Genomic DNA, 21,278 nt, shown 5'->3' with positions numbered 1-21,278 from the left:
ATTAGTTCTTTCAGAGTTATACGGGGTTATGGTGTTAATTGTTATTCTTGTTTCCTTTTCTTCCGTATTTCCTATTTTCTGAAAGCGATAAATTCTGCTTAAGTACCTAAGCAAAATTAATTATACATATCTAACCACCTCTTGCCTCTTGCCTCTTGCCTATCTTCACTAGGAAATTAATTTTGCAGGACTACTTATAATCATACAGTTGTGAGAACCTATGGATTTCGGTGACACTAGCTTGATTCTTCAACATCTTTTAAGAGAGCGCAATTCATTGAAAAATGATGACTATTTTTGGTTACAGAATTTAACCTGTTATAATCCCCCTGGTCTAACGCAACTCAAATATCGAGCGGGAACTTACAGCACCTTTTTGCTATGGATGTTAGCGCAAGCTCCCAAAGAAATCATTACCAACGAGCAACTTTTTGTCACGCAACCCCTCGCTAATCTCAATACATCTAGATTAGTTCCTAATGATATCGTTCTTGCTTTCTTGAAAATTTGGGCAGTTTTAGGGGACATTCTCACCTTTTATAACGAACGCATTATCAACGAAGGCTATTTAAGCACCAGCGTCGAAAGTTTCTCCGTCGAACAATTAGTCCGCAGTTTAGGTTATCAACCCGATCCCGGTTTAGGTGCTACTACTTACCTTGCTTTTACCCTCAGAGTTGCTCAAGGTATCCCCACTGAAATTATCATTCCCGCCGGTCCCCAAACCCGCGTTCAAAGTCTGCCTAAACTAAATCAAAAACCCGTTATTTTTGAAACCAGCGAAAGCATTGTTGCCCGAGCCGCTTGGAATGCCATTAAAATCTATCAGCCGACCGTTTATCCTCAAATAACCCTCAATTCTGGTGCGACAGGAATCCGCATTGCGGGGACAACCACAGGATTAAAACCCAATAGTCCTCTCCTGTTATTAAGAAAAAATTCTGACCAGCGATCGCCCCAAACAGAAGCAGAATTTCGCCTGTTACACGAGGTAGAGGTCAATAAAAGCCAAGGTTACACCCTAGCACTATGGCAAACCCCTTTAACTCAAGGAAAACCCTTATCCCCGACACCAGACAGTTTACCCCAAGCCTTTACCTTTAAACAACAAGCCAAACTATTTGGCCACAATGCTCCCTTCTGGAATAGTCTTCCTGAGCGTACTAAAGCGCAATATAGCACTCGTTTAGGGGGAATTTTTCTGAGCGATAATCGGGGTCAATCTTGGGTAAGTAATAATACCAATTTACCCGATCTCAAATGGCAAACCTTAGTAATTACTACCGACGGAACAGTATTTTTAGGCACAAATAAGGGACTTTATCGAAAAAAAAATCAAGACGATCATTGGGGAAAAATAACGGGGGGATTGTCCCAACAACCGATCTTTTCCCTATTGCTAACCTCTGACGAACAATTACTGGTAGGTACTGTGAATGGGGGGGTATTTCGTTCCGTTGATGGGGGAGAAAGTTGGGATCGTCTTCAAGGATCATTAACGATAGTAGAAACAGAACCCAACCGTAAATTAGTTAATGCTACTCTGCCTGGAACAAGTGTTCGTTCAATAGCTTGGAATAACCATAATTTATCCAAACCAGCCACTCTTTTTGTCGGGACAGATAATGGCATTTTTAGGTTAACAATGGGTGGCAGAAGTTGGCAACCGACTAATCGAGGTTTACCTCATTATAACGAACAAACGGGACAAACTTCTCTGATTATTTATGCCCTAGCCATTAATCCTGTTAATGGCTACCTTTATGCGGGAACAAACTTAGGTATTTTTGCATCTTCTGATCAAGGAAATTGTTGGCGATCGCTCAACAAAGGTTTACCAAATTATCAGAAACAAGTCGCTTCATCCTCGGCGAAATTACCAAGATTGAATAACTGTCTCCCCAGTACAGAAACGGCGATTACTATTAAATCTATTATTCACTATCAAGAGCCTCAAAGTCAAATTTGCTATCTTTTTGTAGTGACAGAAGCAGGGATTTTTCGGTCTCAAAATAATGGCCATAATTGGCAGTTAGTTAATAATGGTTTAGAATCTCCTAAGGGTAAGATTGTAGTCAGTTCTTTAGGGACATTACAAAATCAAAACCAGATCATTTTGTTAGCAGGAACGAATCAAGGATTGTTTTCAAGTGACAATCATGGCAACCAATGGCAATTACTTGATCAAGTTGAAAATATCGAAACTGTAGCAACTAATAGTAAAAATAAAGTTGCGATCGCTACTCCTTTAGGTGAATTTAAAGATCAAGACTGGCCTAACTTTTATTTGCTGGATAATTATATTGACTTAGATAAAGTTTATTCCTCAATTATTCCGGGAAGTTTTGTGATTCTGAGACAGCAATTACCGACTCCAATCGTAGGTATTTATCGGGTAAAAACCGTTCTCAATCTTGTAGCTTCTGACTTCACACTTAAAACTTCAATTACCCGTCTTGAAATTGATAGTCATGAAACGCCAAAGCTCAGTCAGTTTAATTTACGCAATACCCAAGTTTTTCTACAAACAATATCTCTTAAATTATCTGGGTCTTCCTCATCACCTCCTACCCTAGTAAAAGGATTAGAAATTAACCTAAATGGTGAGAATTTAGGTTTAGCTAAAGGACAAACTTTGAGTATTACGGGAAAAAGACCTAGAGCGGTAATTATTGGGTCTTTAGGGGGAGTTTATCACAATAAAGATAAAAAATGGAATCTGTTAGGATTAGAGAATTTCTCAGTGGAATTCCTAAGTTTTAATCAAGATAATAATTTAGTTGCAGCCACAGAAATCGGGATTTTTATCTATAAAAGTAACCAATGGTCAAGACTTGGTAAAAATATTATAAAAGCTACCAAAATTTTGCTAAGTTCCTCTCAAGAATTAGTCTCTGCGACTGAAGATGGAGTCTATTATTATAAGGCATCAACGGATGAATGGAGTCTTTTAGGAAATTTAAAAGAACCTGTCTTAAGTTTAATATTCAGTCCGCAAGGAGATTTGTATTGTGGTACAGAAAAAGGGGTTTTTTATTATCATGATTCCCAGTGGATTTCTCTCGGTTTTAGCGATCAAAAAATATCAGCTTTACTTTGGACTCCTAGCTATCTCTATGTGGGAACTAATCAAGAGGGAGTCTATCGCTGTACTATTCCAAAATTAGAGGAACAAGCTGTCATTCAAGTATTAAACGTTTGGAAAATTAAAAGCTTAGTAAGTGACTCTCAAGGACAGCTTTTTGCTGGAACTGATGGGGGAGGAATTTTTTATTCTTCTGATCAAGGTATAACTTGGAAAGAAAGAAATTTCGGACTCTCAGATCAACATATTCAGTGTTTACTAATTTCTCCTCAAGACATCCTCTATGCTGGAACAGAAAGGGGAGGACTTTTTTATTCTCTCAATCAAGGGGAAACATGGATATTTTGGCCTTTAGGTATTTCTAACAATATCAAAACCTTAACTTTAGATGGCGAAAATAATCTTTATGTTGGAACAGGAACAACTGCTTATTTACAATCTGCCGAAAGTTTAGAACCAACTCCACTTAAGCAACAGCAATTATTTGCTATACCTTCGGAATTTAAAGAACTATTAAATCAAGGTTTTATTACTGAGCAATTGAACAAAATATTCCAAGATAATAACCAATCGTTAGATCCTAGTACAACTATCAAGGTGGAACAAGTTGATCGCTGTTGGAGATTGTCAGATAATCACGGCAATACCTTCTTAATTCGGCAAAATTTTAGACAACTAATCGTAGAATATACTCCTCAATTTGAAGTGCTAAAAGCTCCAGTTTCTCATCCACAATATGCACATCTGTATTACTGGTTTTTGCAATCTCCCGATAGTCCCGAAATTAAATTGATAGCTCAATCGGATGAAATAATTTGCGAATCTGCCGTTAATTCTTCTTCTTCAATTAGTGAAATTACAGTTGTTGCAGATGTAATTAACAAAAATAATAATCATACAATCGTGAGTTTAACTAAGTCTTTAGAATTTGTTTATGATGACAAAACAGTAACAGTATGTGGGAATGTGGCCAGAGCTACCCAAGGGGAAACTATCCATAATGAAATTCTAGGAAGTGGTAATTCAGCCCAAAAAAATCAAAAGTTTACATTACAAAGACATCCTTTAATTTTTCTTCCTAACCCTAACGGGATAGAAAACCTTAGCACCTTAACAATAGCAGTAGAAAGACAATCAAATTTTAACTTTACTAATGTCAATCATACTGAAATTATTTGGCATCAAGTTTCTAATTTATTTAACTCCACTACTGATAGCCATGATTATTTACTACAAGTTTCCGAGCAAGGAAAAGCTACCATAACATTTGGTGATGGTAAACAAGGCGCTCGTCTCCCCACAGGACGGGAAAATGTCTTGGCAACTTATCGTACAGGTATTGGTCAAGATGGGAACGTTGATAGGGGACAATTAAGCATTATGGCTAACCGCCAACCAGGAGTGGATAAAGTTATTAATCCGATTCCTGCGTCTGGGGGTAGAAATCCCGAAAAAATGGTCAATATTCGGCAAATAGCACCTCTATTTGTGAGAACTTTAGGTCGGATAGTTTCCTTAAATGACTATGAAGATTTGGCGATTACTTTCCCCGGTATTGCTAAAGCTAAGGCACAAGTTTTGTGGAATGGACATCAACAATTAATTCATCTTACTATTGCTGCTAATAACGGTGTTCAGATTTCTAAAAACTCGAAGCTTTGTCAGGATTTATATCAAGAAATTCAAAAATTAAGTATTCATTCACAACCGATACAAATTGAATCTTTTGTACCCTTATTTTTTCAGTTCCAAGTCAAGGTAATCATAGCTGAAAATTCCGATATTCTAAGTATCAAATCTCAGATTAAAGAAACTTTCAATTCTCAGTATTGTTTTCAGCAACAAACCTTTGGACAAACTATTACTTCCGATTCTATTATTGCCACCATCCAGAGTATTACTGGTGTCTTAGCTGTTGACTTAGAAGCACTTTGTTTTCATGGCGATTACCCACAAATTTATCCTACCCTACAGGCAAAATTGGCTGAATGGAACATTGCATTACAAGAAATTGTTCCGGCTCAGTTGTTACTCTTGGTTTTTCAAGAAAGTTTTCTGCAAATTACGAAAGTATAATGCTTCCGCAAGAATAAATCAAGACAACCAATCTTTAATTTCATCACTGGTTAGGGTTTTTTCTAACTTACGATATTCACTTCTTGCCGCTTGTAGTAAATCAGTCATCTTAACAGCACGTCCTTTTTCTGAGGCTAAAAAAGCAGCTTTTAAAGCAATATTACGAATTTCACCCCCAGATACATTTAATTGCGCTAGTTTTTGTATGTCTAAATCTGCTTGGGGCATTTGTGGTGGAAACATTTTTTGCCAAATTTCCACTCTTTGAGCAAAGTCAGGAAAGGGAAATTGAACAATAAACCGTAAACGTCGTTTAAAGGCACGATCTAAGGCTTCAGGAATGTTAGTAGTCAAAATAGCTAATCCTCGATAGGCTTCCATTTTCTGCAATAAATAGCTAACCTCAATATTAGCATAGCGATCATGGGAGTCTTTGGTTTCTGTTCGCTTACCAAAAAGAGCATCCGCTTCATCAAATAATAAGATAGCACCCCCAGCTTCAGCCGCATCAAAAACTCGTCGTAAGTTCTTTTCAGTTTCGCCGATATACTTATTAATGACGGTACTCAAATCAATACGATAAAGGTCTAAACATAATTCTTTGGCTAAAATTTCAGCAGCCAGGGTTTTTCCCGTTCCACTTGAGCCAGTAAATAAAGCACTAATTCCTAGTCCTCGCTCACTTTTCTGATTAAATCCCCAATCTTGGTAAACTTTGGCTCTTTGGCGTACTTCTAGGGCGATTTCTTCTAGAATTTGCTTCTGAGTTTCGGGTAATACTAAATCACCCCAACCTGCTTTAGGCTCAATTCTTTGGACTAAATCATCTAATTTTTGTCTTGCTTGTAGGCGACAAGTATCCCAAAGTATTTGGGCAACTTCTTTTACAGTAAATGTCTCGGTTTCAGTTTGACTGAGTTTACCTAAAGTCTCTGTCCAAGTAGCATAAATGTTGGGATAGTTCATATTAAACTGAAAGACAATTTCATTAGCCAGTCCCTTTAAATCTAGATCAATTTCACTAAAAAGCATCTTCCAGAGTTGTTCTTGCTCGCTTTGAGTGGGTTTTTCTACATCAAAAGTAATCATCGGTCGCTCGGTTAATAAACCCCGCTCTCGGCTCGATAGGATTAAGAAACTGGCACTATTTTCCAAAAAATAAGATAAGGCTTCAGTTTGGGATGTGTCGCTGTCTTCGGTCAGGCGATCGCATTCGATTAATAAACCTTTTCCCAACAAAATTGCCTCTCGATCCCATAATCGCACGATCAAATCTAATCTTTCAGGGTTACTCGGAAGCGTTGAGACTGAGAGTCGCGCCAAGCGTAAGTCTAATTTTTCGGCCGTCTTAGCTGCGATCGCTTGTTTAGCGGCCAGATTATCCCCAGATAATTGCAATAAAGGATATTGTTTTTGTTCTTGTCCTTCTATCCATGTGGCGGCCAATTGTTGGGCTAAATGGCGATGAGAAGGAGCAAAACGCTCTTCTGTGGGAAGAGGTTTGATAATTTCTCCTAATCTACGGTCAATAAAAGATAATCCCATCAAATAGAGGAAAATATTTTCGTCAAGGGTGAGGGGACTGGTGAGTAAGGTGGGTCCGGGTTGTACTTCAATTAAATGCCAATAACGTAAAGAACCCGTCGAAGAAATAGCTTCCCAATTCGCTTCGGGTAAGACGGCTAAGGCGAGGGAAAAAGTAGGATAATTAAGATTGTCATTTTTTTGAGCATCAGCACATAATTGAGCAAAGGTGGGATCAAGTTCCATCGCTACACACAGTAGGAGCAGCTCTATTTCAAAGGGTTCAAGATTAAAGGTTTGGTAGAGATGTTCTAAAGCCGAAGCCGAAGGCATTTGTTCTTTGGCTTCGTTAAGTTGAGCAAATGTTGCTTCTAGCTGTTGCTCATCCCAGCGTTTGCGTTTATCCTCCAAAAAGGCAATATATCGGTTAATTTGCTGTCGGATAGAAGCGATTGCTGCCATCAGAAAGTTAAAATTGGCTTGTTGCCAGGAAATGCTCTCCCCGCCAGACATAAATTTATATTAGTTGTTAACGTTTTTATAGTAAGCTATAAATTATCAATAATCAAGTAAATACATAAAGATATGTAACTTATAGCAGTTTTCCCATTCTACTTAATCTTAACAAGGAAGTATCCCTGAATATGCCTCACTCAAACTCAGAAAAGCACAAAAAACGGTTGAAGAAAATTCTTGATCGACACGGAAAGTCAACAGGCAAGATAGGATTTTATGACAAAAGAGCTACAACAGGTTACAGATATGCCATAGGAAAACGGCAACAAGGCCCCCATACTATGGCTCATATTACGAAAAGAGTAGCATTACAAGCAGCGATAGAGGCTGGCATAGATCCGTTACTTCTGAGAGGTACGGCGGCATTCCCGAGACCACGAGTGATGAACAAAAGAATGAGACATAGTTTTCGAGAGAGAGGAACAAATTGGCAGCAAGAGACAAGAAAACAAAGAACAGCCTATCTTAAGGCCTATCGTAAAGCGTGGAAAGAGTCCTCCTCAAGCAACAAAAATCAAACAAAAAGACTTGATGCCTTAAGGCGTGGGATGGAACTTAATCCAGCAACAGTTTACAATATAGGAAAGGGGACAACTTCTTCTTCTCAAATAGCGGGAAAAGGAGAAAATAGACAAAAAGCAGCGCAAGATCTTTGGAAGTTGGTCAATACACCATCAGGAAAGATTCCAAAAATGGAAACAATAGACTTAAGTGGTGCAAATACCCACGAAAAACATCGTTCAAAGAAGATGGTAGCGTCTATTGGCCAACTGTTAAAAGAGGAATATCTCGATCCAGATTCGAGTGACAGTGAATCTGATAGTGAAGTGGAACTAGATGACTACTAACTCGGTGGTCAAAAACGACTCAACCATCGAGTGTTGACCCTAGAAACGCTGATTATGAAAGAGTGACACATTAAATTATTGACAATATGGCTGTAAACTTATGATTTATCAACTTTTCTCCTCATCATAATAGCTAAGAAATTAGCGTAGTTGGGAAAGTCCTCTAAGATGATATACTTTTACCAGTTTTAGACAAAATCAAGAATATGGAAGGAAATTTTTCTCGGTCAACATTTAAAGCGAGTAAGGGTTACAATCGCGTCTTTATGCAACAGGGGCGCGTTCAGCTAGATGCGGACTGGAATGAGGCGATAGAGAGTATCACTCATAATCAGCAGTCAGCCATTCGCTATCTCATCGGTGATTGTGCTGTCCCCCACGAAAATGGCGGTTTTCGCATATTTAAACAAGATTGTCTCAAATTTAATGGTAAATCTAACTATCTCAATCTAGGATCACGCTTTTCTTTAGCGAATAGCGATAGTTTTGTGATTGAAGCTTTGGTTTGTCCCCGTTGGGAGGGTAATGGCGGCACAATTTTAAGTAAATTGAATCTTAACCAAAGTAATGATTATCAGGGAGAATATCGTCTTTTTATTAAACCCAATGGGACGGTAGTTTTCCAAAGAATAGAATTGTTACTAGATCAACAGAATGCTGAATTAGTGAGAGAAAATACCCTTGACTATTCAGATGCCATTTATCTCCGTTCCTTAGAAGCTATTAAAGTTATTGAATTAGGGCGATTTGTCCATATTGCCGTAGTTTCTATTGGTAATAATCTTTATTTATTTGTCGATGATCAGCTAGTCGGTACCTCTTACCAATTCAATGATTATCAAGAAGCTTCTGATCTTCCCTTTTTAATTGGCGCACAATGGTTAAATGAGCAACCCGATAACTTTTTTGATGGCTTAATCGCTGATATTTTAATATCAGAAATTTTGAACAGAGAAGCATTAGAAAAAAATTCATTAAATTTCAAATTAAAGCATTTACAAAAACAGCCGCACTGGTCACTTTTACAAAATAAAGAAATTATCTCAACTAACTTAAATGGCAATTTAGAGAAACGATATTCTCCTCCTATTTGGCTCATTCAGCCTCTTTTTATTAGTCATGGTGTTGCTTATACGGGAGGAATTTTATGTGAAAATGAAGCCGATATTTTGCTAACCGAACAACTAGAATTGCCTCATAGTGCTTTACCTAATCTAGAAAGTTTGCAGGGAATTTATTTAGTTTATTTAGATGTTTGGTCACGCTATATTTCCTCTATTTCCGACCCAAATATTCGAGAAATTGCCTTGGGTGGGGCTGATACCACAGGACGCTCTAAAATTATTTGTCAAGTTAAATTACTTGCTCTAGAAAATGACAATAATCAACAACAATGGATTGAGAAATTTCAACAGTTAGCAAGATTAAATCGCCAACGTGGTCAGTTAAAAGCTCGCCATGATTATAAGATTCCCATTAAAGGAAATTATCTGTATCGAATTGAAATTCATAATCCTGGTTTTGTCTCTGGATGTCTCCTATTCTCTGCTGAATTTTTACCCATCTTAAAAGGAAAACTAATCGAAGCCAATTGCTTTAAAATAATCGAAGGAAATTTGAAGCTTTGGGAAAACCAAGAATGGCTTGAAATTATCTTTAAAGTTGCTTCATCAACAAAAGAAAAAATCGTCAAAATCCAGAAAATCAACTCCGAAAATAATCAAATTTTACTCACTGATGACTTGGAGTATCCCTTAGAACAAATCTTTTATTTACGACCAATTGCTACCCTAAAATGGTCGAAAGAAAATGGATCAATTACTTATCCGATTCAAAAAATAGAAACCAGCGAAAAACAAGAAACCAGCATTATTACGATTATTAATAGTCCCCCCGGTACACCTGCTTTACAAAATGGAGACTGGATCGAAATTGTTGATGATGACTATGTTTTAGCCAATCAAATCAAGCATTTATGCCAGATTCAACACATAGATGGGGACATAAGTTCTCCGACAACTCGCCTGACGGTTAACCCTGCTCCCCCAGCCAAATTTGGACGTAATCGTACTAAATATCCTTTTGTCAGACGATGGGATCAAAAACAAATGAGATGGAATAAAGAAGGAAACGTTCAATTATCCCCTCTAAAAAGCGGTGTTATTCCCCTTCGCCAAGGATGGTTAGAAATTGAAGATGGAATAGAAATTCAATTTGAAGAAGACGCTATTTATCAACAACGAGATTATTGGTGGATACCCGCACGCACAATCAACAATAGTATTGAGTGGCCAGTAGATGAACAGTCAAACCCTAAATTTCAACCACCCCAAGGCATTGAACATCAATATATGCCCTTAGCCCTCCTACAATTTAACCAAGCATACTCCTTAGAAATTCTCAAAGATCTGCGTAATATTGTTCCTAATCTCGGAGATTGGTTAAGCAAAAGTGGGGGGACAATTACTGGAGATTTAACCGTTGAAGGAATGTTAGCGGTAGAGAGTGATACCTTTCTTCGTCGTAATGTCACTGTTGGCCGACTTTATGGAGAATTAGCTCCTAATTTGGTTGATACCCCTCAAGTAGTCGATTACGCTATTACCCCCGATAAACTAGCTCCAAATATCGGTTTTGTTCCTCCGCAATATTCGATTCTGGGTTCTAGTCCCATTCCTCCCCCAGAATATACTTATACAGGTTTTTCCATCACTGTCCCTGTATTAAGACCCCAAAATTGGCAGGAGATTACCCCCCCAATGCCCAAAGCCGGACGAGTCTATACGACGATAATCGAAGAAAAGATTTATTGTTTGTGGGAAACAGGGGAACTGTGGGCTTACCAACCCAATAATGCTCTAGAACTTTGGCAAGAAAAAAAGCCTATGCCCGATCCCAAACGAAAAGCCTTTGCTGTGGGGGTTATAAACAACAAACTGCACGTGATTGGTGGATATGTGGTTGAAGGGAGGAAAGCGGGTGAAAAGACAGGACTTCACTACGAATATGACCCCGAATCCGATCAATGGAATCTCAATCGTCCCCCAATGCCTACGCCGAGAAGTCATTTAGGGATTGGTGTCGTGGGACAGAAGCTTTATGCAATTGGAGGACAGGTATCCGGTTTCTGGGGATTATTTCCCAATCTGGTCACTGGTGTTAATGAAGTCTATGATTTAGTAACTAATCAATGGTTACAATGCCCTTCTCTGCCTAGAGCCAGATCTGCTTTTGGGATTGGAGAATATCAGGGGGCTATCTATCTGTTTGGAGGACAGAAAAAAAAGTTTTGTGGACTGTGGGGAGATAAAAAAGTTCCTTGGTGTGATATTTATGTTCCCTTAAAAGAGCGATGGTTCAGACAAAAGCCTTTACCCATGTCCCTGAGCCACATGGGAATCAGTGCGATCGCAGGTCAATTTTATATCATTGGTGGAACAAATTCTTGGAGTGAACTGGATAGCACCTTTGTCTATGATGCTCAGACCCAGATTTGGCGACAAGCAGCCCCCCTCCAGGAAGGGAGAAAATCTTTGGGAACTGCCTTCCTTGATGGTTCAATCTATATTTTTGGGGGTGTTACTGCCCAAGGCAAAACCGCCAGTATTGAAAAAATACACATTAACTCCATTTTCTATATCTATCAAAAACTTACTTAGGGCTGGCTGAATAAATGTGAAATATAGACTAGGCAAGGGTCTTAGGGTCTTTTTTCCCTCCCACAGGTGCAAGATTTTGAGAGAATCATGTTTCAAAACCTTACATCTTCATCGGCCTGGGTACTGTAGGAGCGAAGTATTCGGGCATAACCTATCGCTGAAACCGGAGATTTCCTATCCGAATGCTTCGCCCTTACTTTTTCAGCAGACCCTACTTAATATTTCTTAAAAACTTTCTTCATCTTTCTTCATCTTTCTTCAAGGAAATCAAATAAAAAGTAAGACAAGTTTATACAAAAAAGATGGCTTTTGGGGTTATATTTCTAGTTACTTTCAGTTTTGTTAGCACAAACTGACGGCTATGAGTTATTGATTATACAGTTCCGAGGGGGAGCTATGCCAGTTCAAGTTACTTATCCTGGTGTTTATATTCAAGAATTACCCAGTGGACGACATACCATCACTGGGGTTGCTACTTCGATTACCGCTTTTGTCGGACGAGCCTTGTACGGACCCGTTGAAGAGCCTATTACTATTTTTAGCTTTGGGGATTATCAGCGTTTTTTTGGGGGATTAGCCTATGATTTTCCCATGAGTTATGCCGTTCAAGACTTTTTCCTTAATGGGGGTTCTCAAGCTGTAATTGTGCGCTTATTTGAACCAAAAACAACATTATCATTAGATGAGTGGACTAAAAATGCTGCTAGTGCTGCACGAGCGGTTCAACAAGCAGCTGATGATAATAAGAACACAACAGCATCAAATAATCCTGCTGGTGCTGCAGGAGAGGTTGGCACACTATCTGGTGATGGTGGGAACACAACACCAAAAAGTGTAGTTGATGCTGTTCAAGATGTAGCTAACAACCAGACAGACGAACCGGGTAAAACGGTGGCGCAAAGTTTGCTGAAAATCGCTCAGAATGCCGCTGGTAAATCTGGTGCGACAGCAGATAGTGTTAAAAAAGCCATTGACAATGCTATCACGAATAACACTTATGAAACTCCTCCTTACCCAACAGCAACTCTAACGCTTAAAGTCTATGGTCCTGCTGTTGCCCCTATCAAAGCGGCTTTAACCCCAATTCAAGGGGCGATTGATGCTCTTTTTGGTGATGATGGCAACAGTGAATCTCAAGCATTACTAAAATTAATTAATGGGAACCCCTCAGCAACTACGCCGACTCAGCCAAACATCCCGGCAGCAGTAAAAATATTAACTGATGCCGCTACAAATGCGGCTAATTTAGTCAGTGGTTCTGATAACAAAAAGATCGCTCAACAGGTTGCTGCTGAAGTGAAGGGGGACAATATTAAAGCAGCTTTGGATGCAGCAATACAAGCTTTAATTGGAAGTGATATACTCACAAAAATCGCACCTTATCCAGAAGTTCAGACAGCCCTAAAAACTATCTTAGGGTCTTCACAATCTGGATTTCAAGCTGCACTAGATATTTTTGATACTGATGGGAACAAATTCAAGACTACTCAACCAACAGTTGCAGATGTCAGTAAAAAACTCGAAAACATAGATAATAAGTTCATAAAAGATGCTGCAACTATGGCAGCAGCAGCAACAAACCAAACACTCAAAGGATTATTTGATGCAGTTCTTGCGGCGATTCCTGTTGCTGCTGCTGCTGCCGTTCCTGCCGGGCAAACTCTCACCCTAGAAGCCGCTAACCCCGGAACATGGGGAACTAAATTAACAGCCACTGTTAATACACAAGGCATTACCGATAAAGTTGCCGAAAATTTTGCCAGTTATGGCTTGAACAAAAACGATCTATTTAATTTAACGGTTCAGATCACTTACCCCAATGGAACAACCGATTTTGAGCAATTTACCAATGTTACTATTAAGAAGACGACCCCTCCTTCACCCAACCGACTGGATCTAGTTTTAAATCATGAATCCCGACTCCTTCGAGTTCCGTTAGATGCTAAAAATCAACCACAACTTCCCTCAATAACGCCACCCGGTGGGGCAACCTCTCAAGTAGCAGGAGGGGATAATGGAAAGAATCTATCCGTAGAAACCTATACTGGAGATCAAGATCAAAGAACAGGAATCTATGCCCTAGAAAAAATAGAACTGTTTAACATTATGTGCATTCCCCCTGATCAACGAATAGCGGAGAACAATATTGATCCCCTAGTTTATACTGAAGCATTGAGTTATTGCTCTGAACGACGGGCGATGTTAATTGTCGATCCGCCGACGACATGGCTAGGAGAGGTAAAAAATGGCAATATCAGCCAGTTACAACCCACTCAGGTCGGGATAGAAGGGCCAGAAACCATTAATGCTGCGGTTTATTTCCCTCGTGTGATCAAGGAAGATCCCATGATGAAAAACCAATTAGACACCTTTTCGGCCTGTGGCATTATTGCCGGAATTTATGCCGCTACCGATGTGACACGAGGAGTCTGGAAAGCTCCGGCTGGCTTAGATGCAGGCATCTTGGGGATCAATAGTTTAGAATTAAAACTCACCGATCAACAAAATGGTGTACTCAACCCCTTGGGGATTAACTGCTTGCGAACTTTTCCCATTGTCGGGTCAGTGGTTTGGGGCGATCGCACCTTACGGGGAGCAGATATACTTGATAGTGACTATAAATATGTTTCCGTGCGAAGATTGACCCTTTATATTGAAGAGAGCCTCTATCAAGGCACAAAATGGGCTGTTTTCGAGCCGAATAATGAAAACCTCTGGTCAGCCTTGAGATTAAGCGTCGGTAGCTTTATGGAGTCTCTTTCGCGCCAAGGAGCATTTTACAGTTATCAAGTGGTCTGTGATAAAACCACAACCACTCAAAGAGACATCGACTTAGGAATTGTTAATGTTCTCGTTCAATTTGCCCCAGTCAAACCCGCCGAGTTTGTTGTGATCCAAATCCAACAACAGGCCGGTCAAACAACCTAATAATTGAGGGTTGTATCAGTAATTAAAGAAAAAATCCCTCAACTTTTCATTAGTTTTTCAGGAGAATTTCATGCCAGCGCCACAATTTAAAGTTAATACCTATCGCTATGACCCTTACAAAAATTTCCGATTTCGGGTCAAGTGGGATAATACTTATGTTGCCGGAGTCAATAATGTGACCAATTTAATGCGTACTACAGAGGTCGTCAGATTTCGCTATGGGGGAGATCCCAGTACCCCCCGTCCTTCACCCGGACAAACAGAATATGGTCCAATTACCCTCAGACAAGGTGTCACCCATGATGTAACCTTTGAACAATGGGCGAATAAAGTTTGGTACTATAGTAATTCTACCAAAGGACCCGATCAATCTAATCAAATTGTTTCCCTCAAAGATTTTCGTAAAGATATTATCATCGAACTTTACAACGAAGCTGGACAAAAAGTCATTGCTTATAATGTCTATCGCTGTTGGGTATCAGAGTATGTCGCCTTATCAGATTTAGACTCGTTGGGGAATGAATTTGCTTTTCAAAGCATAACTTTACAAAATGAAGGTTGGGAACGGGATTATAACGTTAAAGAACCCACTGAAGGTAGCTTTGTTCTGCCTGCTAGTTGATTTGTATCTCTAAATCACCCAATCATTTTGTGTTTGGTTAATCGTTTATGATATCTGCTTTTGATTTAGTGAGAGTATGGGAGTTAGGAGAGGGACAACCACTGTGGTATCGGGGGTTGCTCCTCTTAGCTCTAGCGCAACCACAGCAAACCCTTGAAGAACTTTGTCAGTTTACGATTGGCCAACGCAATCGCTGTTTATTTACTCTATATCAGCAGTTATTAGGAACAAACCTACAAGCGGCGGTTCAATGCCCACAATGCTCTGAGATGTTAGAATTTACTTTTAATGTGGCGGAACTTGGTATCGTCTCTGAAACAGAGATCAAGACAAGTTATACAATTGAGAATAATGGAATTGAGTTAACCTTTCGGTTATTAAATAGTAAAGATTTAGCAGCCATTTCTCAAAGTTCCAATTTAGAAGAAGCCCGTCAACAATTAATCCGTCGCAGTCTTATTAAAGCAACCCAAGATGGTCAAGAAATAAAGAATGAACAATTAACAACAACAACCATTCAAATTTTAGGAGAAGCGATCGTTGATTGTGATCCTCAGTCCGAATTATTATTGAATTTAGATTGTCCTAATTGTCGCAATGCTTGGTCAGATCAATTTGATATTGTCGCTTTTCTCTGGTCGGAAATCAGCACTCAAGCAAAAAGTCTCTTAGAGGAGGTTCATTTATTGGCACAAGCTTATGGTTGGCCAGAAGAGACTATCTTAGGAATGACTACCAAAAGACGTAAATATTATCTAGGAAGAATCGAGCAATGAGCGATTTTTTTGGGCGATTAGCCGAACATTCTTTAGGGTATAAAGCGACTATTTTACCTCCACTGACACCTAAGTTTTCAGCCCACAGAGAATTAATGAACGAGGCTAGAGAAACAATTTTATGGGAAGATTCTTGGAAGAGTTTTAATCATTCTAACAGGGAAGATAGTTGGTCAAAACAAAAGAAACTGCTAAACCCTATTTTTCAATCTGTTGAGGGGACAATCTGACCCAGAAGCATAAATAAGCATTATGAGCAACTATTTAGCGATCGCAACAGTTACCGCCACCTTTCGGGATTTAATCGCCCAAGCGATTCAGCAAGTCCCTGACCTATCAGCAGCACCGACAGTTACCACAGGTCGTCCTCAAGCTCCTGAACCCGGTTTTGTAGGGGTTAACCTCTATCTTTATAGAGTAGAAGCAAATGCAACTCTTCGCAACCGATCTTTCCCCATACCCCACACAGAATCGGACGGCTCATTAGTTGATCGCTGGCAAAATGCCCTCAATTTAGATTACTTGTTGACCTTTTATGGTAAAGGACAACAGCAAGAACCAGAAAGGTTAATGGGAGGGATGATAGCCGCATTGACAGACACCCCAATTCTTAAACCAGAATTAATTCGTCAAACTATTAGCACAACTGGAAGTGATAGTTATTTGGCCGCTTCAGATTTAGCTAACCAAATTGAAACAGTCAGGTTGACACCTATCTACTTAAATTTAGAAGAACTATCTAAATTATGGACTATATTTTTTCAAGTTACTCATAACTTATCTATAGCTTATCAAGCTTCTGTCGTGCTGATTGATTCTGGGGAAAAAATTCTCTTGAAGACAGTGAAGAAAGTTGAGGGAACAGTTACATCTACCAAAAAAAGCACCAGAAAAACCAGAAAAACGATCTAATCACGATGACCCAAAATCGCCTTTACGAATTATTACCTATTTTTTATCGACAACGAGATTTAGAGCAGGGTTTTCCTCTGCTTGCCTTCCTAAATATTATGGAGTTAGAGTTAAACATCCTTGAACAAAATATCGAGGAGCTTTATAGTAATTGGTTTATTGAAACTTGTGAAGATTGGGTTATTCCCTATTTAGCTACACTGATAGGAACTAAATTTTCAGATCAAACTAGCCATCTTTTCGGTACTGCTCGTTTACAGGTAGCTAATACTTTACGAAATCGTCGTCGCAAAGGAACATTAAAATCTCTAGAAAATATCCTTTATGAATCAACAAACTTACCAGCAAAAATTATTCCTTATTTTGTTAAGTTATCAATCACACAAAACTTAGAGAATATAAATCTCGACAGGGGAAAAACCCTAGATTTACATTCTTTAAATAACTTAGAATTAATCAATACAATAAATGATCCCTTTGCTCGCACAATAGATATTTCTGTCGGCGGTAGTAATCCTTTATTAATGAGTAATTTGGAAATTATTGCCAATGGAAAATATAATATCTATAATATCGGAATTTTTCTCTATCCATTGCGGAGTTTTTTCATTCAGTTCGCTCAAGCACGTCATATTCAAGACAATTGTTATACCTTTAATCCCTTAGGAATTGATAGTCCTTTATTTAAACCACCATCGAATAATCAAGATAATCAAACTTCTGTTAATAATAGCTTACCCATTCCCTTAACTCCGTCTGATCTGCAGCCTCTAACTAAACCTAATACTGTCTCAGAAATTCTTGTCAATGGTTTGATTGATCGGCCTCCATTACAAATTTTTATTTTTCTCGATAATGGTTCTGTTATTGATGTTAATAATTATCCGAATTTAACCTTGCAAGTTACCGATTTAAGTAAATGGCCAAATCTTCAGGAAATAGATAATTCAATCTGTGTTGATCTTAAATGTGGACGGATGGTTTTACCTGCTAATCTTAAAACCAATAAAGTTTTGGTTAATTATGCTTATGGATTTAGTGCTGAGATTGGTGGAGGTTCTTATTCTCGTCGTCAAACTTTATCGAACGTCCGTGGGATTTGGCGAGGAAACGTTTCACAATTAATGACTGATGCTCCTAGGGATAAGAATTCTTTTTCTTCCTTAACCGAAGCAATTCAAGCATGGAGTCAAAGTGATCTACCCGGAATAATATCAATTTCTGATAATTGTATTTACAATCTTGAGGAAGATTCTAACTTTGCGATTATTCAAGAGGTTTTTGTCGAACGTCAAACTCCCTTCAGTTTAACTATTGAAGCAGCCGATGGTTTTCGTCCTTGCTTATTAGGAAATTTGAATATTATTGGTAGATATTCTGGTTCTAAATTGGTACTGAATGGTTTATGGTTAAACGGGACGATCTCAGTAGTAGGAAAATTACAGTTGGTAATTTGTCATTGCACGGTATGGAATAAAAAAGCAGCCATTAAAACGCTAGAATTATCTGAAAATATTGATGTCAATTTAGAGGTTAGAATCACTCATAGCATTCTTAGTTCAATATATCTGTTCTCAGATAACACAGTTTTAGATATCCACGATAGTATTATTGATGGAAGCAATGACAGAAATCAATATGCGATTGCTTCTAATAAGCACTTAAACAAAAGTATTTACACAAACTTTTTTCTGAAACTTTTACAATACAAGGCTTTTAGCTTTTGGTGGTGTGTAATTAATTTAGTTGATTCACTTAATACCGAAGTGGACAATAATTGGGGACCAGAAACCAAGATAGAACAGACAACGGTTATAGGACGCACCAAAATTACTATGATTATTGCTGCTAATTCAGTCATTTTTACCGAGCCAATTCTTGTACAGAAACGGCAAGAAGGTTATATTTCTTTCAGTTATGTTCCCTCTAAATCTAAAACACCATCACAGTATCGATGTCAACCCGATTATTCAGATTCACGATCAGAATTATTACAACCCTTTTTTGTTTCACGGATTTATGGTAATCCAGGGTATGCACAACTTAGTTATATGACACCTATTGAAATCTTCAGGGGTGCTGAAAATGGCTCACAAATGGGGATTTTAGGCAATCTGTCCCTTTCTGAAAAGTTAACTAATCTACAGGCTGTCTTTCAGGATAATTTTCCGGCAATAAATACCTGACGGACGATATGGCTAAACAGCTTGCTGTATATTAAACTTCTTGCAAAAGTCTTAAGTCGATCCTTGTACAGCAACATTTTTGAAGATTATCAACTACTAATAAATAATTAACTGAAAGTCCCTCCCATTATTGTTTCTATCGTTTGTTTTCGGATTTATGCAAGAGGTCTAAGGTCTTCCCGAAGTCATCGTCCGGCAAGTGCGAGGGGAGACCAGCTGGAAGGGCGACATCCACTTCGACCCCTTCGGGCAAGTAGTAGTAATGAACTCTAAAAAAACGGAGCTATTCAGCCAAGTTCTAGCCCTAGCCGCCCGATTGAATCTCGGTATCAAAGAGTTTATGGACGACCCAGAAGGTTTTCTCGGCATCGAATCACCGAAAAGCCGTCAACACGCCCGACAACGGGTCAAAGAGCGCCTCTTGGAAATCAACCAAAACCACTACGAACGGCGCAAGACGGAAGCGGAGGGTCAACTCGTCACCCGTCGCCTCAACGATGAGATCGACGCAACTCCAAACAGCGACGAACCGAAACCCAAGGAACCTCAGAAATCTCCTAAGACTCCCATTAAATCAGGCAAGCGCAAAACCGACCGAAAACGGGAAGCCGAGGAGTGGCTGAAAAATAATCCGGAATTTTCGGAGGATGTGGATGCCCAGATGGGTATCACGAGCATTCACACCTAGGTTTCCTTAATAGGATTGGAGGGGAATGGACGTCCTCTCCAATCCATCATACTAAAAAAACCATGCGAACCGCTATCTTTTTTTGGCAAGATGCCGAACAAATACCTATTCTCAAGTCTCTCATCCAAGAGGCTCTTCACCTCGGTTATACCCGTTTCCTGACGACCCTGTTCCTAGAAAACGATCAAGGTCTGGTCTTCTCGATCGAGGCTGAATCGATTGATGACTTTCCCCTCGATAATCTTTTCCGCGCCGACCGCATCCTGCTCGTTGACGAGCCGCTACTCTGGTTATGCGATCGGGGTGAGCGGGTCTTCGCGGTTTGGGACGGCAGCGAGGGCGAAACGCTCACCTGTCTGGGTTTCCTCAAAGCTTGGGGTCTGCCAGGTAATTATGTCAACCCCTACCGTACTTTCACCCTCGAAACCATCTAACGCTTATCCCTGATCGAGCGATCGGGGTTTTTCTTCTCTACTCCCCGATTTGCTCGCTCGTCGGACGGGGGGGTTATCCTTATTCCCTCGGTTTTTCTGTGCCATACCCCCGCCTCTCCTCGCTCACGCCCACCCACCCACCCCAAACCGGAAAAATAAGGAAAGAACACAAAAGAGATAAAAATCTTCGCCAAGCGGGGAGGTGTAAACCTAGAATTAAACACCTTGAACCAACCGATAAGTCCAACCCCAACCGTTCAAACCTCGAACATTCTACATGAATACGCCGATATCCGCTGGCAGATGGCCGCACTTTCGGCCAAACTAGAAGAAATCGAACCGATGGCGATCGAACGGGCATTATCAATCATCAGTGAGGATGCAACCGCCAACGGCAAACGGGTGGTGTACCGCACCGATACAGTCGATATCATTCTCCAATTACGTTCCCAGAAGCCAAAACCCCAAAACCATGCCGACCTCGAATCGCTCAAGGAATTGATCGAGTTGGAAGCTGAGAAAGCCCAACATCAAAACCAAGATGAGATCGCCAGCATGGAAAGGGAGATCGCCCTTTTACGCTCCCGTCTCCTCAGACTGCAACAAACCGATGAAGGACGAACCTATCAAGCTGAATATGCAGACTTAGAACGTCAACTGACCACTCTCGAACCGCTTCTCAGCGTCAGATTAAAGTAAACCACTAGCTAGATTTAATCGTACAAGCGGGGGAAATTTCTCTCGCTTTTTATAATTGGCTCAAATTCAAGAAAATAAATCATAAAACTATCAATAAAAACGAAAAAATCTTAAAAACTTAGACAATTTAAAAGCTATCGCATTAGGTGTAAAAAAATTAACATAGAGGTCAAAACCATGACATTTAAGTAGCTAGGCAGAATTAAACTTAAAACAGTGAGTTTCGTATCCTCCTTTTTGAGCGCGAGCTTCGATCCCTTGTTTAACAGCGATCGCTAAATCGGACTCATCGGGAAAAATTTGACCTGCCAGTTCATGCGTTTTT

Annotated in this window: 13 protein-coding genes; 12 read left to right on the top strand and 1 reads right to left on the bottom strand. The window is 39.5% G+C overall.

The features are described 5' to 3' along the window. The first annotated feature begins 220 nt into the window (after positions 1-220). The gene (locus ACE1AQ_RS04640; protein WP_008198651.1) at positions 221-5,161 is read left to right on the top strand and encodes a putative baseplate assembly protein; all 4,941 of its coding nucleotides are present in this window, start codon (positions 221-223) and stop codon (positions 5,159-5,161) included. 18 nt (positions 5,162-5,179) lie between these two features. Here ACE1AQ_RS04640 and ACE1AQ_RS04635 read toward each other — a convergent pair whose 3' ends face one another. After that, positions 5,180-7,198: an ATP-binding protein gene (locus tag ACE1AQ_RS04635; RefSeq protein ID WP_374807952.1), complete on the bottom strand. Its 2,019-nt coding sequence runs from the start codon at positions 7,196-7,198 to the stop codon at positions 5,180-5,182. Between the two features lie 131 nt (positions 7,199-7,329). Here ACE1AQ_RS04635 and ACE1AQ_RS04630 point away from each other — a divergent pair, with 131 nt between their 5' ends. The 11 genes from ACE1AQ_RS04630 to ACE1AQ_RS04580 all read left to right on the top strand — a co-directional run bounded on the left by ACE1AQ_RS04630 (position 7,330) and on the right by ACE1AQ_RS04580 (position 20,953). Beyond that, a complete protein-coding gene (locus ACE1AQ_RS04630; protein ID WP_008198646.1) occupies positions 7,330-8,049 on the top strand; it encodes a hypothetical protein in 720 nt (239 codons plus the stop codon). Positions 8,050-8,255: 206 nt separating this feature from the next. Then, positions 8,256-11,708, top strand: coding sequence for a DUF6519 domain-containing protein (locus ACE1AQ_RS04625; RefSeq protein ID WP_374807950.1), 3,453 nt, complete (start codon positions 8,256-8,258; stop codon positions 11,706-11,708). 396 nt (positions 11,709-12,104) lie between these two features. Next, a complete protein-coding gene (locus tag ACE1AQ_RS04620) occupies positions 12,105-14,636 on the top strand; it encodes a phage tail sheath C-terminal domain-containing protein (RefSeq protein ID WP_110545475.1) in 2,532 nt (843 codons plus the stop codon). Positions 14,637-14,706: 70 nt separating this feature from the next. Next, entirely contained in the window at positions 14,707-15,258 is a 552-nt protein-coding gene (locus tag ACE1AQ_RS04615; protein ID WP_110545477.1) for a phage tail protein, read from the top strand. Between the two features lie 47 nt (positions 15,259-15,305). Further along, on the top strand, positions 15,306-16,034 hold the full coding sequence (locus tag ACE1AQ_RS04610) for a hypothetical protein (protein WP_008198638.1): 729 nt from the start codon (positions 15,306-15,308) through the stop codon (positions 16,032-16,034). Beyond that, a complete protein-coding gene (locus tag ACE1AQ_RS04605) occupies positions 16,031-16,264 on the top strand; it encodes a hypothetical protein (RefSeq protein WP_008198637.1) in 234 nt (77 codons plus the stop codon). The genes ACE1AQ_RS04610 and ACE1AQ_RS04605 overlap by 4 nt, the downstream gene beginning before the upstream one ends. 22 nt (positions 16,265-16,286) lie before the next feature. Then, on the top strand, positions 16,287-16,946 hold the full coding sequence (locus ACE1AQ_RS04600; RefSeq protein ID WP_008198634.1) for a DUF4255 domain-containing protein: 660 nt from the start codon (positions 16,287-16,289) through the stop codon (positions 16,944-16,946). 5 nt (positions 16,947-16,951) lie between these two features. Next, positions 16,952-19,132, top strand: coding sequence for a hypothetical protein (locus ACE1AQ_RS04595; RefSeq protein WP_110545480.1), 2,181 nt, complete (start codon positions 16,952-16,954; stop codon positions 19,130-19,132). Between the two features lie 262 nt (positions 19,133-19,394). After that, positions 19,395-19,820, top strand: coding sequence for a hypothetical protein (locus ACE1AQ_RS04590; protein WP_110545482.1), 426 nt, complete (start codon positions 19,395-19,397; stop codon positions 19,818-19,820). 62 nt (positions 19,821-19,882) lie between these two features. Next, positions 19,883-20,254 carry a hypothetical protein gene (locus ACE1AQ_RS04585; protein WP_110545485.1) on the top strand — a complete coding sequence of 124 codons (372 nt, stop codon included), beginning with the start codon at positions 19,883-19,885 and terminating at the stop codon, positions 20,252-20,254. 225 nt (positions 20,255-20,479) lie between these two features. After that, a complete protein-coding gene (locus ACE1AQ_RS04580) occupies positions 20,480-20,953 on the top strand; it encodes a hypothetical protein (RefSeq protein ID WP_008204535.1) in 474 nt (157 codons plus the stop codon). Positions 20,954-21,278: the final 325 nt, after the last annotated feature.

The sequence above is a fragment of the Microcystis sp. BLCC-F209 genome (assembly GCF_041928595.1).
Classification (GTDB): Bacteria; Cyanobacteriota; Cyanobacteriia; order Cyanobacteriales; family Microcystaceae; genus Microcystis.
This window is presented reverse-complemented; position numbering and strand designations above follow the sequence as displayed.